Genomic DNA, 17,491 nt, shown 5'->3' with positions numbered 1-17,491 from the left:
AAGTATTCCATAGAATTTTTGATCTGGTCAAATGAGTTGTTCAATTTGGTTTAATCCTGTTCAATGGATGGGTTGTTCCATAGGCGTTGTAATTTTATGAAAAAGTCCGTTACACGAATGAAGAAATACCTCATCTTGCGCATTGAGGAGCATTTGGGTTGGGGTTCTGGCAGCTCTTGGACACATAGGGATTTTACCCAGCTAAGTGAAAAAATTCTTGACGTTACCGGAAAGCAATTGAGCGTGACGACATTAAAGCGGGTCTGGGGGCGAACAACGACCATTGCCAGCCCAAGTGCAGCAACATTTGATATTCTTTCAGAATTTATAGGATTTGATAACTGGCGACATTTTCAACGGGAATATGGGAGCGGGAAAACAGCCTTAAAGAAAAAAGGGGCCCGATTACATTTTTGGAAATGGGGCTTGGGGGCTCTAGGTTTAGGTCTGTTGACTTTTGTGATTTGGTCGCAAAGCAAAGTACCCATTGAAAAAACAGCTCCAAGTAAGAATCGATTGGCATCGAAAGCTGTTTTGTTTGAATTGAACAAAGTTGCCACTGGTTATCCGAACACCGTTATTTTCCGATATGACTATGGAGATTTAGACTACGACTCCATTAGTATTCAACAATCTTGGGATGTCAGAAAGCAAATTCCCTTAAAAGAAGCAAAGGGTCTGGTCACTTCTACCTATTACAGGCCTGGGTACTTTTTGGCAAAGCTTATTGCCGATGGGCAAATATTGGAAGAGCGCGATCTCTATATTCCCACAGATGGTTGGCAGGGAATGGTATCGGGGAATGGGGAGCTATCTTATTTGAAACCCGGCGAACTACATGATAGAAATAGTGTGGGCATTGCACCAGAAATTCTAAATGAGCTCGAGGAAATGGATGATGGAAAACTCTATTTGGCCCATTTATCACCTGCACCAGATATAGATGGTAGCGATTTTGAATTGACCACTTCCTTTAGAATGGCCAAGGCTATGGAAAGCAGTATTTGCCATAACGTTAGAATGACAATTACGGGTACCAGAGAGGTAATATCACTGGCGTTCAGTAGACCGGGCTGTGTGGGAGATTTGTCCTTTTTTATCGACAAAGGAATGGTCTCTGGAAAGAACCATGATTTTTCGGCGTTCGGTAGGGATACCGATCAATGGACCCATTGCCGCATGAGGGTCAACAAAGGGTTTTTAAAGGTATTTGTTGAACAACAAGAAGTCTACTCGAAAGAACTTACCGTTGATTTGGGCAAGATAGGTGGCGTTCAGTGGTATTTTGAAGGATTGGGGGAAATAAATGAATTAAGGTTGGCAGATGAACAACAAGAAATTGATCTTGTTGGCCCAGAACAGAAAAGCGCCCAGTGAGAATCCTTCTCATTGACAGTATAAAAGAACTTTATTATCTGTATTTCATAAGGAAGGTGTATTTATCGAAATAGAAATGTGCAAGGCATTCTATCAGTTGTACCAAACCGCATATCGCTTTCTTCTTAGTTCCATAGCCAGTTTTTCTTCCATTTTTAGGGCTGTTGCACGATCGGTCATCGGTTCGATGTGGTTGTACAGACTGGGGCGTAGATAACTACCATATTTTCTAACAATGCTCGATGAAAGATTGTGCCCTCTTTTATTGGTGTACCCCATTTTATGCTGCAAAAAACGTTCTTTGGGGGTTTTGCTGGTCATGCCCACATAGAGACACTCCAAGACACCATTGAATTGTGGATTGGCTTCCCGAAACCGGCGGTGCTCGGTAAAAACCTTTTTACTGAGTTCCACTACATAAACACGGTATTGGGTTTTGGGCATGCTTTTGTGTTGGTTTTCTTTCCCTGAAACAAAATTATTTGGGTAGTCTACTTTTGACCAATGCAATTTGGCCCATATGATTGGCCGTGTGTTTCAGTATATGAAACCATGCCCAATGATTGTTCATGCCCTCATCGATATTGGCGGCAAACCAAACATCATCTCTCGCTTTGAATCCTTCAAGGGTTTTGTTCCTGACCTCATTCCAAACAGCTAAATAATAAGATATTGGTTTCCCTCTCAATTTCTCGCGTGATTCCATACTCAATCCTCCCGCAATTCCGAAAAATTCTGCTTCATCGGGTGTCCAAACCCGTTCTTCCAAGGTTTCCACCTGAATGTAAGATTCAGTGGCAGCTATATGCATAATTATGGCACCAATACTATTGGCCTCGTCATCGAACAAGAAATCAGTTTGCTCTTGGCTCAAACCTTGCACATCAGCTGTAATGAGGTCTTTTAGCTCTTCGAGCATATCTACCATTATGCCAATTTGGGGCGAATAACCCTCTCTAGGGATTATTTCATTCTGTGCGCTCAAAAGTGAAATTGAAAAACACACAATGAGAAATGAAATGTTTCTCTTTAGAAATCTCATAGCAATATTAAAAATTAGGTGTATTTCATTAAAACTTTACGTCGATTAACCTATAACATCAGTTTAGTACAATTGGTCATATGCTTATTGAATAGTGTACGCGTTGAACCTATCGTCAAAACAATACCATATCTGTGTTGCTTCATTGTCATTTGCTATTCCTGCCAATCTGTATGAAAAATACCTTCTCTATCAATGCGCTCGTAGGTATGCGAACCAAAATAATCACGTTGTGCTTGAATCAGGTTTAAGGGCAACCGCTGAGAGGTGTAGGCATCGAAGTAGATCAGTGCATTGGAAAGTCCGGGCAAAGGAATGCCATTTACCGCCCCATAGCTGACTAGTTCCCTTGCAGCATCTACCGTACTTTGAACCTTTTCGACAAACGATTTTGAAAGTAATAGGTTCTGTAATTCGGGTTCTGATTGGTAGGCTTCAGTAATATCGGCCAATAACGCGGCACGAATAATGCAACCTGCGCGCCAGATTTTGGCGATTTCCCCTAAATCAAGTTCATAGCCATATTCTTTGCTGGCATCGGCCAATTGGTGCATACCTTGCGCGTAGGCCATGATAAACGCAAAATAGAGGGCTTGTTCGGCCTTTTCCACCAAGGCACTTTTTATAAATGCTTCTGGCTCTGGCCTATCGTAGCGTTCATCTGCTTTGGTTCGTTCTGCCTTAAGTGCCGAGATTTCACGCATGCTGACAGCAATATCAATGGTCGGTACGGGTATGCCGAGATCCATGGCGTTTTGTGAGGTCCATTTGCCCGTGCCTTTTTGTTTGGCCTTGTCAAGGATCATATCGACCAAATCGCCATCGGTCAGGTCATCTTTTTGGGCGAAGATCTCAGAGGTAATCTCTACCAGAAATGATTGCAATCGACCCTGATTCCATTCTGAATAGGTTTTATGCAGTTCTTCGTTGGATAACTTTCCGGCTTTTTTCAGTAGGTCATAAATTTCGGAGGTCAATTGCATGAGGCCATACTCAATGCCATTGTGCACCATTTTCACATAGTTGCCGGCCGATTTTGGTCCGAGATAGGCCACACATGGCTCACCCTTATATTTAGCGGAAACTGCTTCAAAAATGGGTTTTACGTGTTGATAGGCCGCTTTCGAGCCTCCAGGCATAATGCTGGGACCCAACCGGGCCCCTTTGGCACCTCCAGAAACCCCGGCACCAAAAAAGTTGATGCCCTTTTCTTTCAGGTAGGCTTCACGACGATCGGTATCGGTAAAAAATGAATTTCCTCCATCAATGATAATATCCTCCTCATCCAAGAGCGGCAATAGACTTTCAATGACACTGTCGACGATTTTTCCAGCGGGAACCAACAGCATGATTTTCCGAGGTTTGGAAAGCGAGTTGACAAAAACGGTGGCATCAACACTGGCATTGACCCTGTTGGGGTCGCCACCTTCCTCAATCAAAGCGTTTACTTTCGCTTCATCCAAATCGTTGCCAAAGGCTGTAAAGCCATTATCGGCGACATTGAGAATGAAGTTTCTGCCCATTACCCCCAAGCCTACCAATCCGAAATCATATAGCTGTGCTGTCATTGCCTATTATCAAAGTTTATGAAGTTTTTCCTTAACCTAATTCCTAAAAAGGAAACCTAAAATAAACCTTATATTCGTGAACCTCAAATATTGGTTGATGCATCGCTAACATTTCTGATTCATGAAAAAAACTGCAGACCAGATGCTGGTCATTTTTGGAGCTTCGGGCGATTTGACGGCCCGTAAATTGGTACCTGCTCTTTTTAACCTACATCTTTCGAACAATCTGCCCGATAACTTCGTGGTTTTGGGAGTGAGTAGAAGTGATATGACCGATAAGGCGTTTCGCAAAAAGGTAGTGCTCGAAAGTACATACCTCACTGAAAAGATAAAGGATGCAGGACCGGAACGGGTCAAGGATTTCGCGGACAAGTTTTTTTATGAAGATTTGGGCAGTTCGTATGATACCGATTACCAACGACTCAGAAACCGTATCGAAGATTTGAACGATATGCTCAAAACGGCAGGGAACATTATCTATTACCTTTCAACCCCGCCCACGCTATATGAGACCATTGCGAAGAATCTGGCAGACGTCAAGCTCAACACCCAAAACAACGGTTGGAAACGCTTGATCGTAGAAAAGCCGTTTGGCTACAGTTTAGAAACGGCCAGAGAATTGAATATCGGACTGCAACAATATTTCAATGAATCACAGATATATCGTATTGACCATTATTTAGGTAAAGAAACTGTTCAGAACCTATTGGTGACCCGCTTTGCCAACAGTATTTTTGAGCCCCTTTGGAATCGTAACTATATCAATCATGTAGAAATAACCAATGCTGAAAGTGTAGGTGTTGAGAAAAGAGGGGGCTATTATGACAAATCAGGGGCCCTAAGGGATATGTTTCAAAACCACTTGTTGCAAATCGTGTCTTTGGTGGTCATGGAACCTCCGATCGGTGATGCCCCAGAGGAAATTCGAAACGAAAAGGTGAAAGCATTGAAGTCGTTGCGCATCATACGTGATGAAAAGACATTGCATGAAAATACCATTAGGGCGCAATATGTGGCGTCAGAGGTCAATGGTAAAAAAATAAAGGGCTACCGCGAAGAAGAAGGGGTAGATGCCAATTCAACGACAGAGACCTACGCGGCCATTAAGTTTTTTGTCGATAACTGGCGCTGGCATGGTGTTCCGTTCTATGTGCGTACCGCTAAACGTATGCCCACCAAAGTGACCGAAGTGGTCATACACTTCAAGTCGCCCCACCATCAAATATTCAGTGATGCAGGTATGAGCGGTAAAGACAACAAGTTGATCATCAGAATACAACCAGATGAAGGCGTGCTCATCAAATTTGGGGTGAAAGTGCCCGGACAAGGATTTAAGGTCGAAAGGGCAAACCTTGATTTTTATTATTCAAGTCTTACCGAGACCCACGTAATGCAGGCTTATGAACGTTTGTTGCTCGATGCCATGCAAGGTGATGCCACACTCTATGCCCGAGCCGATGAGGTTGAAGCTGCATGGGAGTTTGTGGATCCCATTCTAGAGTATTGGGAAAACGGAAAAGATATACGCATGTATGGTTATGCCGCTGGGGTATGGGGGCCTGAAAATGCCGATGATCTGATTGATGGCATTGGTTATTGGCGAAATCCGGGTGAGAATTTGGCCGATGATCCCGGGTATTGTGTGATTTGTTAGACGTTAGACGTTAGACGTTAGACGGTGGACGTTAGACGGTGGACGCTGGGCGCTGGATGTTAGATGCTGGATGTTAGATGCTGCATACTGCACACTGAATATTTTACGGAGGGGACAATACAGACACAAAATAATGGAGGTAAAGATATATAAAGATAAACAAGAAGTGGCCCAACAATTCTCGGCCTACTTTGCGGATTTGGTTCACAGGAAGCAGACTTTTCATGTGGCTCTTTCAGGAGGCAGTACGCCAAAATTAGCTTTCGATGTTTTGGCTTCCGAATATGGACCGAAAATAGATTGGTCAAAAATTCATTTTTATTGGGGTGATGAACGCTGCGTGCCGCCCGATGATGATGACAGCAATTATAAGATGACCGTTGAACATCTTTTTTCAAAGATAGATGTTCCGAGAGCCAATATTCATCGAATTTTGGGCGAAAGTGACCCAAAGCGCGAAGCACTTCGCTATGCCAATCTTTTGGAAATCAATTTAGATAGGGTAGCGGGTGTACCGCAATTCGATTTGGTGCTGTTGGGAATGGGCGATGATGGACATACGGCTTCGATATTTCCGCATGAAATCGAACTTTGGAATGCCCATGACCATTGTGTGGTGGCCACGCATCCTGATTCCAAGCAAAAACGTGTCTCCATAAACGGTAAGGTCATCAATAGGGCCAAAGAGGTCATTTTTTTGGTCACTGGGGCTTCAAAAGCTGAAAAAGTGAATGAAATCCATAATCAAAAAGAAGGTCATGAAAAGTATCCGGCTGCATTGGTAAAGCCAAAGTCGGGAAAGTTGACCTGGTTTTTGGACGAGGAGGCCGCTCAGTGATTTTCCAATGTACATTCCCACGATTTACTGATGCAAATAAATATGGACAGCGCTCGTTATAATAGTCACTTTATCCATAATTGTACACAATAAAGCCCATGATGAAATTTTTCTTTACTCTTTTTACAGTTCTTTTTATAAGCTCTTACAACTATTCCCAAACACAAGATCTGATAGCCCTTTCATTGGGGCAATATGTTGGTTTTGATGTGATATTGGACGAAGACAGGGATGTGTACGGATATGTTTCCATTTATGCCAAAGATGAAGTTGATGAGACAAATAAAGCCTTTGAAGCCGTTTTGTTGGACAGGAACTTGAACAAGGTATCCAATCTGGAATTTTTGGCCTCGAATACGATAGACTCTTTTCAAGCTTATATGAACCCCGATGGCCAAATCATCTTTTTACCATTTGCATATGGGTATTATTTCAACAATTACAAATATTCAGATATGCTTGAGGTAGACTTTAAATTAAAAGAAACAAAACCTTATAAACTACAATGCTATAAAGAGAATGGATCGTTTGAAGATTGTAAAACCTATCAAACCTTTAAAGAGAAAAGAAAGGATGACAAAAGAAATTTCAAAGAGAAAGGCTACATATATGATAGCGATGTCTATGAGATAAGAAACGACTATTCATTGATTTTGGATAGAAAGCGTTACAAAAAGTTTTATGATGATGTGACCATAAAGGTATTTGATGATGCAAAAGAGAAAAAATGGGAAAAGATCATTGATTCGACCGGTTCTCAAAAAGGGTTTATGAACGTAGATATGTTCTGGAAAAATCTAAACAAAAGCAAAAATGTGTATACCATCATTTCTCGATTTGATAGGGGCGATGCCTCATCGAAATATCTATCATCGTATGAAAATGTTTACAATACCAAGCATTGGAGCAAGATAGCCGGATTTAATATAGAAACTGGAGAACAGGTGTTGGATGAGGACATCTCTGGCAAGTATGTTCATACTTCCGATGTACTTGCACGGATGGAAACAGATGATCATTTGATAGATGTCAGGGTTTTGAATAATGGCACCGGATCCCAGATTGGCTTCAGACGCACCAAAATTGGACTAAAAGACAATACCATTGAATGGGATGATCTATTGTTTGAAAGTATGATCGGTAAAATCGATCGCTTGAACAAATACGGTGCTATAGGTGGCAACTATAAACTGAACCCAATAGCATCATTTGTCAATCAAGATGGATCCGTTTATATTTTGACAGAAGAGTATAAAAGTGCCTACAACGTACTATGGGGCTATACCGTCAATAAAAACAAAGACTTCTTTTTGATACGGACGACCCCAGACTTCACATTGGAAAGTATCGACCGTATTGAAAAAGATAAATCGAAATATGCGTACACTGATTTTTTGTTTTGGCAGCGATTGAGCAATGAGAACAATGATATCGCCTTCTTTTATACGGACAAAAGACAGGGTGAGGAAGAAAAACAAAAATATAGGATTCTTGGGGTATGCACCATTATTGATGGAGAATTTAATAGGGAAGAGCTGACCATAGAATCGAGATCCGAAGAATTTGTAATTGTGCCTTCAGTAGCCAAGCGAGGTTATATCATGTTGCATGAGTTTAACAAAAAAGAAGACTATAACGCAGTACGACTAGAAAGGTTAAATTATTGAAAATGAGATTTTTACTTATTTTTTGTTTTGTCTTTTCCAGTGCATTCTCACAGAAAAACACCACTCTTGATACTTTAGACCACAAACATAGAAAAGCCAGCAAGGAGTTTTTTGTAAACAAGCTCGATCGGTTTGGAGATGAGTTGAATGGCAAATATTCAAACAAGGTCAACGATGAACTGCAAAAAAATATTGAAGATTTCAAAACGTTTTTTTCCAAAAGTATCGATAGGGGAGAATATGTGTACAACACCCCGTTCAATGGTAAAGTAGAAGAAATCTATACCGAGATTTATCAAAAAAACCCGACGGTACCCAAAGATTTTCAGCTATTGGTATCGCGAAATATTTCATTGAACGCTTTTTGTCTTGCCAATGGCACCATGGTCGTGAATACCGGTGCAATTCACTATTTGGAGAACGAGTCACAATTGGCGGCCATAATCTGCCATGAAATTGCCCATAAACTTTTAGATCATTCAGAAAATGGTATTGTAAAAAGTGCAATTGAAAAACACTCCAAAGAATCGAAAAAAGAGACTAGAGACATCAAAAGACAAAAATTTAATCGACAAGAACGTGCCTTTTCAATTGTAAAAGAGAAACTATTCAATCATAGCAAGGAAAATAGGAAGCACGAATTTGAGGCCGATTCTGTTGGCTTTTTACTACTTAGGAAGACCAAATACAAGCCATCGGAATTTTTGAGGGCGTTAGACCTTTCATTGCAGTATGATACCATTAAACCTGCAAATCTAGATATTGGTATCTATAAAGAAATATTTGATATTCCCGACCAACCGTTTCAAGAAAAGTGGCTAGAGAAAGAAGACTTCACAAAGTATGATTATGTATATGAAGAAAAGATTTCAAGTGATTCGATAAGTACCCATCCAGAAATTGTACAACGAATTGAAAAGCTTAAAACAGATTTTCATGAATTAAGGGATGTCGCTGTCGATACGTTGAAACTCACTGCAAATGGTGAATATGCCGAGTTGCGGGCAAGAGCAAAAAAAGATCAGGTGGCCCATTTGTTCGCGCTCAAAAAGTATGGCTTTTGTATTTATCTGAGCTTATATAGAATTCAACAAAGTTTTGAGGTAGAATACCATAAAGATTGGTTGGGCAAAGCCTTTAAGGAAATGCATAAGGCCCGTAAAGCGTATATGGCCAATAAATATTTAGATCGTATAAATCCTGAGGAGCAATCAGAAAGCTATCAGCAGTTTATCAACTTTATGTGGAACCTGCGCCTTGATGAGATCCATACCATAGCTGAATACTATACACGGTAGTCACCATTCAACATAACGGTCGGCTAGTGAAGTGTAGCGTTCTTCTGAAATTCATGGTCAGATTTCAAGCTTAGATTGCTCGACATCATCTTCTTGGGCGCGTTTTAAAATAGGTTCGGGAATCGATTTTTTGGCTTTGGCGCCCATCTTTTTTAGACGTTCTATACTTGTCACAATGTTACCACGGCCTTCAACCAATTTGTTCATGGCCCCCCGGTATTCGTTTTTGGCCTCGTCCATTTTTTTGCCCACTTTGGTCAAATCGATTACGAATCCCTCAAATTTATCGTACAGTGCGCCCGCCTGGCGAGCAATCTCAATGGCATTTCGTTGCTGTTTTTCGTTGCTCCACATCGTATCAATAGTGCGCAGTGTTGCCAGTAGGGTTGCCGGGGTTACGATTACAATGTTTTGCTCAAAAGCCTTGTTGTACAGCGAATTATCTTCATTAATGGCAATGGCAAAGGCAGGTTCAATGGGCACGAACATCAGTACAAAATCAGGACTTTCCATTTCATACAGATCTTCATACTTCTTTGCCGAGAGCTGCTCAATATGTTTGCGCAATGAATTGAGGTGGTCTTTCAAGAAATTTGGTTTATCGTCTTCATCTGCATTGATGAAGCGTTCATAATCGGTCAACGATACTTTAGAGTCGACCACCATCTTTTTACCATCAGGTAGGTTAATGATGACATCGGGCATCACACGGCTGCCATCTTCCAATTTGAAACTTTGTTGTACACTATACTCACGGTCTTTTTCAAGTCCTGATTTTTCCAATACACGTTCCAAAACCAACTCACCCCAATTGCCTTGCATTTTACTGTCTCCCTTTAAGGCTTTGGTCAGATTTTCGGCCTCTTGGGTAATTTTTAGATTTTGCTCCTGCAAAAGCCGAAGTTGTTCTTTAAGCGCAGCATTGATGCCAAAACTTTGTTTTTGGTTTTCCTCGACCTTTTTTTCAAACTCCTTTATTTTCTTGTCCAGGGGTGTTAATATGTTCTCGATGTTTACCTTGTTCTGTTTGGTAAATTTTTCGCTTTTTTCGTCGAGGATCTTATTGGCAAGGTTCTCGAACTCTTTGGTGAATTTTTCCTGTAGCTGTTCGACCTCTTCTTTTTGGGCCAAAAACTTTTCATCTAAATTCTTAAATTTTTCCTCCTCTTTGGCCAGTTTTATTTCCAGTACCCTTCTATTTTCCAATATTGATTTTTTCTCTTCTTCCACTGATTTAAGGGCATTCTCCAATTGTCTTTCGCGTTCTTCCCAAACGCTTCCCTTAGATTGTGTTTTTAGCCTTTGGATATACAGCCCCAACAAAACACCGATCACAACAGCGAATATGCCAACCAATATCAATAGCAGATCAGAATCCATACGATTAATTCTTGAGATAAAGATATGGAATGGATTGTTGCTTTTGCGGCAATGGCAAAAAATTTACTCAGTGACTTTGAATGACCCCGTTCTTGCATCGAATCGCACCATCTCTTTTGGAAACAATCGTTCAAAATGGCCTTGCTCGATCAGTTGGCAAGGTTCCCCAAAGGGATTTTCCTTACCATCTAAAATCAACATTTTGTCACAGAGTTGAATGGCCAGTGCAATTTCATGGGTAGTGAAAAGAATCGTTTTGTCATGCCCATGGGCCAATTGCTGCAATAATTTGAAGATTTGAACCTTATGGTGCAGATCGAGATGGGTGGTGGGTTCATCCAGCAAAATCAATGAAGTGTCCTGTGCCATGGCCCGGGCGATGAACACTCGCTGCTGCTGACCATCACTCAGTTCATGACATTTTTTGTGTTGAATATTCTCTAGCCCAAATGTTTTCAGACTGCGAAGAATAATTTCCCTATCATGCTCGGTAAGGGTACCCAGCCAGTTTGTATAGGGTTGACGCCCTAAAGCGATAAGTTCTTGTACGGTCAGGTTTTTTGAGGCGATGGGCTCAGTGAGCACCACACTTATTTTTTTGGCCAAGGCACTTTGCGATAGCTTGCCCATCAACTTTTCTTGTACCAATATGTCACCTTGCAGTTTTACCTGCAATTTGGCCAATGTTCTGAGCAATGTGGACTTACCGATTCCGTTGACCCCGACTATCGCGCAAAACTCTCCTTTGTTGAGCTGGAACGACAGTTCATTTATTAACACCAAATCTTTGTACCCGATGGACAGGTCACTGACCGCTATGCTCTTTTTTTCCTCTTCCATCAGAAAATCATTTTCCGCTTTTTGGTCAATAGCCAGATAACCACTGGGGCCCCCACTATAGAGGTAATTGCATTTATGGGCAATACTTTGGCCGAACTGGGCAACTGGGCCAAGGTGTCACAGAGCAACATCAAAATGGCACCGTACAGAAAAACGGCAGGCAACAAAATTTTGTGCTCCATAGTATCAAAAATCTGCCGGGTAAGATGCGGAACCGCCAGACCTACAAAGGCAATGGGGCCGGCAAAGGCGGTAATGCCCCCAGCCAGCAAACCTGTAGCGATGATAAGCGCATACCGTACTTTTTTCAAAGAAACGCCCAAGGTCTGTGCATAGTTCTCGCCCAATAAAAAAGCGTTCAGGCCTTTGATGGTAAATAGGCTCAAGAGCAACCCTGCCAAAATGATCGTGCCAAGAACCAAGACCTGTGTCCAAGATAGGTTGCCCACACTGCCATACGACCAAAAAATAAAACGTTGTAGATTTTCCGCAGGTGAAAAATAGGCCAAAACACTGACGATGGCCGCCGTAATGCTACCGAACATGAGTCCGATAATAAGAAGGGCCATGGTATCACGTACACGATTGGCGACCAACATAATGACCAAAAGCACTAAAAAACTGCCCAAACTGGCAGCTACGGCCAATGAAAGGTCATTTGCCAGACCAAAGGAAAACCATCCCCCCAAAAACGATGCACCGAGCAATAGCAGTGCCGCGCCCAAACTGGCGCCAGAACTGATGCCCAACACAAAAGGTCCGGCCAGTGGGTTTCGAAATAGGGTTTGCATCAACAACCCGCTAACGGCCAATCCGCCCCCGACCAAAACTGCCGTTATGGCCTTGGGCAAGCGATAGTTGTGTATGATGTACTGCCATGATTCATTTTCCAAAGTATACCCCAAAAGGCTTTTCACGGTAGTTTCAAATGGAATGGAAACCGAACCCAAACTGATATTCAATATTCCGGCTGCCAGAAATGCTATCAGAAGCAAAAGGTAAGAAACCCTGAACATGTTATGATTGGCCATTTATCGCAGGGGTTTGAAAAAAAAAGGATTGTATTCGGACAGTAGCTCTGGATGAAAGATGTACACCAGATCTTTCAATACCAAATCTGGGCGTTGGGGGGCCAATTCATAGTATAAAAGTCCACCTGTTTCACCTTTCGTAAAAGCTACCGTATAAACGTGTTTTTCTTTAAAAGCCTTAAATCGTTGGTAATGATTGTTGGCAGTTTTCATTTCTTCATACGTGGTAAATTGGGAAGGTGCCAACCAAAAATCAGCTTCTTGACCTTTCTCAAGAACGGCTTCAAGGCTGAGGCCGAGACTTCCGGTACCTTCGGTATCGCTCCAAAGATATGCTGCATTCGCATCCTCGATGAATCGTGCGGCCCAACTTTCACCGCCCGGCAAGTACCAGACATCTTTGTAAAGGGCTCCACTCAACACTGTGGATTTTTTATCAACCTTAGCGGCAATCGACTTTATTTCTTGATATGATTTCTCAATCTCATTGAAAATACTATCGGCTTCCTTTTCCTTACCCAATAAAACCCCAAAAAACTTTATCCATTCAGCCTTGCCCAACGGGCTTTGCTCTACCCAATCACCGTTATACGTAACAGGTATGCCGGCATTTTCAATGATTGAATATGCTGAATTTTGATTGCTTACCGAAAAACCCACCAGAACCTCTGGTTTGAGCGCCAAGACCATTTCGGTGTTTAGGCTCTCATTGCTGCCCAGTTCCAATATTTTTTCTTCAGCGATCAGTTTTCTGGCTGCCTTAGATGAGATGTACTTTGTGTCTGGAAAACCTATCAATTTGTTTAACCCTCCCAATGCTTCCAAAGCCGGAATGTGCGTGGTGGAGGTCACTACCATATTGTTGACCGGTATGGGCACAATGGCGTCATAGCCATCTCGGGGCAGGGTGATCGATGACAGTTTTTCCCTTGGTACCAAAGCATACCTAAATCCTTTGTCTGCACCGGGCCAAGGCGATGTTACTTCCAATACGATGAATTCACCATTTCGTTCAACCGTGAACCCTTTTGCATAGTTGACAATGATTTTTTCCGCATGACTTATGGCCGCTTGAGGTGCCCTTTTTTGCTCATGACAACCAACGACCAAAAAACAAAGAAGCAAACACGCCAAAAATCTGTATAGGTTTTTTTGCATGGATTCAAAAGTAGTACATAAAGCTAAAATGATTACATTCGCAATGAATTTTGGTTTTCGTTCATCAGCTGATGTATGGAATTAAAAGGGAATCCGGTGTAAATCCGGAGCTGTTCCCGCAACTGTAAGCATGTGCCGAACCTGTTTCGGCATCTTATCGTTGATAAGTTGTTATTTTCTTCATACCACTGTTCTGATAGCTATCGGGATGGGAAGGTCAAATAACAAGTTGCAAGCCAGGAGACCTGCCAGAAATCAAACACTGAATAGTAAACTTTCGGGATAAAAGTTTGGATGATAAAAAATCTCTGGCACAATATAGTATTCTTTTTACTTGTTTTTGTACAGGCTGCCGCCCAAGATTTGCCATTGCAAAATTTGGATGAGGTCGTAGTGTCTGACTTTCGTGTAAAACGGTATGCTGAAGGGCATAAAGTAGCCGAGCTAAAAGATAGTACCATACAACGGAATGGTATCTTTCTCACTTCGCTTCTGACCTTTAACAGTAATATCTATTTTAAGGAAAACGGCTTGGGAATGGTCTCTTCACCGGCATTTCGGGGCACGAATGCCTCACATACCGCCGTGATATGGAATGGGATCAATATCAATTCCCAGTTGAACGGTCAGGTAGATTTTAATACGATCAATCCTTTGAACTACAGTTCGGTGGCCATACGCAGTGGTGGTGGCAGTGTACAGTTTGGTACCGGAGCCATAGGGGGTTCCGTTCATTTGAACAATGACCTGAAGTTTGAAAAACACCTCGAACATCAAATCTTTACTGGTTATGGCAGTTTTGATACCCGAAGTGTGAATTATGACAACAGTTTTGGTACGGGCAAATGGTCTTCAAGTTTTGGGGTAAACTACAACAGTTCTGATAACGATTATCTATACCTAGAAACTGATGAACGAAATACCAATGGAGAGTTTGAACACGTCAACATCAACTTCAATGCCGGCTACCTGCTAAATGACGAGCAGGCACTTCGATTGTACCACCAAAGCTTTATAGGCGATCGAAATCTTTCAGGTACTCTTGTTGCCCCAGGGCGCAGTCGATATCAAGACGACCATCACCGCACGCAATTGGAGTGGGTAAAATTTGGCAACAAAGCAACTCACGGTATAAAGATGGCGCATTTATATGATGCCTTTAAATATTTTGAAAACAAGGATTCCGATATTTTTTCCGAGGGCAGGGTAACCACTTTGTTGGCAAGGTATTCGCTCGATATTGAACTCTCCGATGCTTTTCGGCTAAATTCCTTTTTAGAATACAACAACTTCACCAGCAGAGGAAGCAGTTTTGGCTCACCACAACGTAACGACCTTGCCATTACGGCATTGCTAAAGCATACGGTAACGGAAAAATTAAGGTACAACCTGAGTCTACGCCAAGATTTTTCGTCAGATTTTTCCAGTCCTGTAGTTTTTTCCTGGGATGGGAGCTATGATTTTGGAAACGTGTATACGCTTCAGTTAAATGCGTCACGAAATTTTAGATTGCCCACTTTTAATGACCTTTACTGGCAACCAGGGGGCAATTTAGAGCTGCGGCCTGAACGATCGTATCAAGTAGACCTAGGGCATCGGTTCACATTAGATCCAATTACCATAAAGTTGAACAGCTATTATATCACCACCGAGGATATGATTCGCTGGTTGCCCAACAACCAAGGAATTTGGTCGCCGATCAATGTAGACAATGTGCAGATTTATGGTGCAGAGGTAGAGCTTGGGTTCAAAAAAGCCATGGGCAAAAAACAGGAGATCGATTTTAAGGCCCACTATGCCTACACGGTTTCAGAAGATAAAGAAACAGGAGAGCAATTGATCTATGTGCCTTTTCATAGAGGTAACGTTTCCTTGGCGTATCGTTTTGCCAACTTTGGCACCTTTTACCAACATCTGTACAATGGTCCGGTTTCCATTATCGGAGGTGAACTGGAAGGATACCAACTGGCCAATGCGGGAGTGACCTATGGCCTAAAAACCGAGGGCAAGTTGCGATGTAGACTTGGCCTGATCCTCAACAACGTATTCAACGCCTATTACGAAAACATTGCATTACGACCAATGCCCAATAGAAATATTCAAACCCAATTAGTATTAAATTTTTAAAATGAGAAACAACAGACTTTTTTTAATTATTGCCATAGCAGTACTATTCTTTACTGCTTGTAGTGATGATGATGACCAACCTGTATTGCCCAGTATAAGCATCTCGGTAACCCAAGACACCTTTGCAGAAGATAGTGGCACCATTGAGGTGTCATTTAGCACCACAGAAACATTCGCTACCGATGTAACACTGACCTATGAAGTTTCGGGAACTGCCATTGCTGGAGAGGATTATAATGCACTTTCTGGAAGTTTGACCTTGAATGCAGGGGAAAGCACCGTTACCCAAAACCTTGTGTTGACCGATGATGATGAAGTCGAACAAAGTGAAGAAATAACCATAACGCTGACAGCGGTAGATGGCGGATCGGATTTCATCGCATCCAATAACTCCGTGACCCTAACGATTACCGATAATGATTCTTTCCCCTTTGAAAATGGCATTTTGGTATTGCATGAAGGCAATTTCTTCGGAGGCAATGCTTCGGTTTCTTTTGTGAACGAAGATTTAACAACGGTGACCAACGGCATTTTTAATGAGGTAAATGATGAAGCCCTGGGAGATGTGGCACAGAGTATGGCATTTAATGGAGATTTGGCCTATATCGTTGTGAACAATTCACAAACCGTTGAAGTTGTCAACCGGTATACCTTTGAATCTGTCGGAACCGTTGAATCTGGTCTTCTTAATCCAAGACATATTGCCTTTGCCGAAGGTAAAGGGTATGTGACCAACTGGGGCGATGGTTCCAATCCTGATGATGACTATGTGGCGGTGATAGATTTGGAAAGTTATTCCGTGGCATCGACCATTTCTGTACCAGAGGGACCGGAGTGGATCGTAGCCAATGAGAATACCTTATATGTGGCCCATCAAGGAGGATTTGGTCAAAATAATATTGTATCGGTGATAGATGCCACTACCAATATCGCTGGAACCCCCATAACTGTGGCCGATAGACCAAATTCCATGCAATTGGTCAATGGTGGTTTATGGGTGCTCTCTGGAGGAAATCCGGCTTGGACCGGCAATGAGACCACTGGCCAATTGGACAAAATTGATATAACGACCAATACCGTTGAAACTACCTTCACCTTTGCAGATACCGAACACCCCAGTTATCTTTCAGTAGATGGGGATGACCTCTACTACGTAATGGGGGGGAGCGTATTCAAGATGGGTGTTTTAGATGCGTCATTGCCTACATCGGCAGAGATTACGGGCGTTTCCTTTTACGATATGAGCGTGAATGATGGAAGGCTATACGGTGTTGATGCCAAAGATTTTGTCAGTGCGGGTTCGCTGGAAGTATATGATTTGTCTGATAATTCTTTGCTCGAATCTTTGGAAGTATCCCTCATACCAGGGGCGGTGTATTTTAATGGTGGTTTTGAGTTCTAAAAAAAGAATACTATCAAGACTTAACTATCACCATAGAAAAAAGCTAGGTACGAAAGCCTTCCTGAAATTTGTAATCTTGGGAAGGTTTTTGTTTTATGGAATCCGAATT

At 42.1% G+C, this 17,491-nt stretch carries 14 protein-coding genes and 1 riboswitch; of the genes, 7 read left to right on the top strand and 7 right to left on the bottom strand.

Annotated features, from left to right (window positions below):
- Positions 1-117 precede the first annotated feature (117 nt).
- Positions 118-1,377 (top strand): hypothetical protein, encoded by a 1,260-nt coding sequence (locus tag L0P89_RS00360; RefSeq protein WP_235266416.1) that lies wholly within the window; start codon positions 118-120, stop codon positions 1,375-1,377.
- A 93-nt stretch (positions 1,378-1,470) separates the two neighbouring features.
- Here L0P89_RS00360 and L0P89_RS00355 read toward each other — a convergent pair whose 3' ends face one another.
- The 3 genes from L0P89_RS00355 to gndA all read right to left on the bottom strand — a co-directional run bounded on the left by L0P89_RS00355 (position 1,471) and on the right by gndA (position 3,987).
- Complete coding sequence (locus L0P89_RS00355; RefSeq protein ID WP_235266415.1) at positions 1,471-1,821, bottom strand: ribose-5-phosphate isomerase; 351 nt, start codon at positions 1,819-1,821, stop codon at positions 1,471-1,473.
- 34 nt (positions 1,822-1,855) lie between these two features.
- Positions 1,856-2,419, bottom strand: coding sequence for a DUF664 domain-containing protein (locus tag L0P89_RS00350; RefSeq protein ID WP_235266414.1), 564 nt, complete (start codon positions 2,417-2,419; stop codon positions 1,856-1,858).
- A gap of 155 nt (positions 2,420-2,574) precedes the next feature.
- A complete protein-coding gene (gene gndA / locus L0P89_RS00345; RefSeq protein WP_235266412.1) occupies positions 2,575-3,987 on the bottom strand; it encodes an NADP-dependent phosphogluconate dehydrogenase in 1,413 nt (470 codons plus the stop codon).
- A gap of 121 nt (positions 3,988-4,108) precedes the next feature.
- Here gndA and zwf point away from each other — a divergent pair, with 121 nt between their 5' ends.
- The 4 genes from zwf to L0P89_RS00325 all read left to right on the top strand — a co-directional run bounded on the left by zwf (position 4,109) and on the right by L0P89_RS00325 (position 9,444).
- Positions 4,109-5,641, top strand: coding sequence for a glucose-6-phosphate dehydrogenase (gene zwf / locus L0P89_RS00340; RefSeq protein WP_235266411.1), 1,533 nt, complete (start codon positions 4,109-4,111; stop codon positions 5,639-5,641).
- Between the two features lie 133 nt (positions 5,642-5,774).
- Complete coding sequence (pgl, locus tag L0P89_RS00335; RefSeq protein WP_235266410.1) at positions 5,775-6,479, top strand: 6-phosphogluconolactonase; 705 nt, start codon at positions 5,775-5,777, stop codon at positions 6,477-6,479.
- A gap of 98 nt (positions 6,480-6,577) precedes the next feature.
- A complete protein-coding gene (locus L0P89_RS00330) occupies positions 6,578-8,146 on the top strand; it encodes a hypothetical protein (protein WP_235266409.1) in 1,569 nt (522 codons plus the stop codon).
- 2 nt (positions 8,147-8,148) lie between these two features.
- Positions 8,149-9,444, top strand: coding sequence for a M48 family metallopeptidase (locus L0P89_RS00325; RefSeq protein WP_235266408.1), 1,296 nt, complete (start codon positions 8,149-8,151; stop codon positions 9,442-9,444).
- Positions 9,445-9,501: 57 nt separating this feature from the next.
- Here the strand turns inward: L0P89_RS00325 and rmuC are convergent, their stop codons facing one another.
- The 4 genes from rmuC to L0P89_RS00305 form a co-directional block, all read right to left on the bottom strand.
- Positions 9,502-10,824, bottom strand: a complete 1,323-nt coding sequence (gene rmuC / locus L0P89_RS00320; protein WP_235266407.1) for a DNA recombination protein RmuC — start codon at positions 10,822-10,824, stop codon at positions 9,502-9,504.
- Between the two features lie 63 nt (positions 10,825-10,887).
- Positions 10,888-11,664, bottom strand: coding sequence for an ABC transporter ATP-binding protein (locus L0P89_RS00315; protein WP_235266406.1), 777 nt, complete (start codon positions 11,662-11,664; stop codon positions 10,888-10,890).
- On the bottom strand, positions 11,664-12,695 hold the full coding sequence (locus L0P89_RS00310; RefSeq protein ID WP_235266405.1) for an iron ABC transporter permease: 1,032 nt from the start codon (positions 12,693-12,695) through the stop codon (positions 11,664-11,666). The genes L0P89_RS00315 and L0P89_RS00310 overlap by 1 nt, the downstream gene beginning before the upstream one ends.
- Complete coding sequence (locus tag L0P89_RS00305) at positions 12,696-13,829, bottom strand: ABC transporter substrate-binding protein (RefSeq protein WP_235266404.1); 1,134 nt, start codon at positions 13,827-13,829, stop codon at positions 12,696-12,698.
- Positions 13,830-13,887: 58 nt separating this feature from the next.
- A riboswitch (cobalamin riboswitch) is annotated at positions 13,888-14,121 on the top strand.
- Between the two features lie 26 nt (positions 14,122-14,147).
- On the opposite strand from L0P89_RS00305, the gene L0P89_RS00300 reads away from it, so the two are divergent.
- A complete protein-coding gene (locus tag L0P89_RS00300) occupies positions 14,148-15,980 on the top strand; it encodes a TonB-dependent receptor plug domain-containing protein (RefSeq protein ID WP_235266403.1) in 1,833 nt (610 codons plus the stop codon).
- A gap of 1 nt (position 15,981) precedes the next feature.
- A complete protein-coding gene (locus L0P89_RS00295; RefSeq protein WP_235266402.1) occupies positions 15,982-17,382 on the top strand; it encodes a Calx-beta domain-containing protein in 1,401 nt (466 codons plus the stop codon).
- Positions 17,383-17,491: the final 109 nt, after the last annotated feature.

It is taken from the genome of Muricauda sp. SCSIO 65647, assembly GCF_021534965.1.
GTDB lineage: Bacteria > Bacteroidota > Bacteroidia > Flavobacteriales > Flavobacteriaceae > Flagellimonas_A.
The sequence above is the reverse complement of the archived record's forward strand: the minus strand, read 5'-3'. Positions and strand labels throughout refer to the sequence as shown.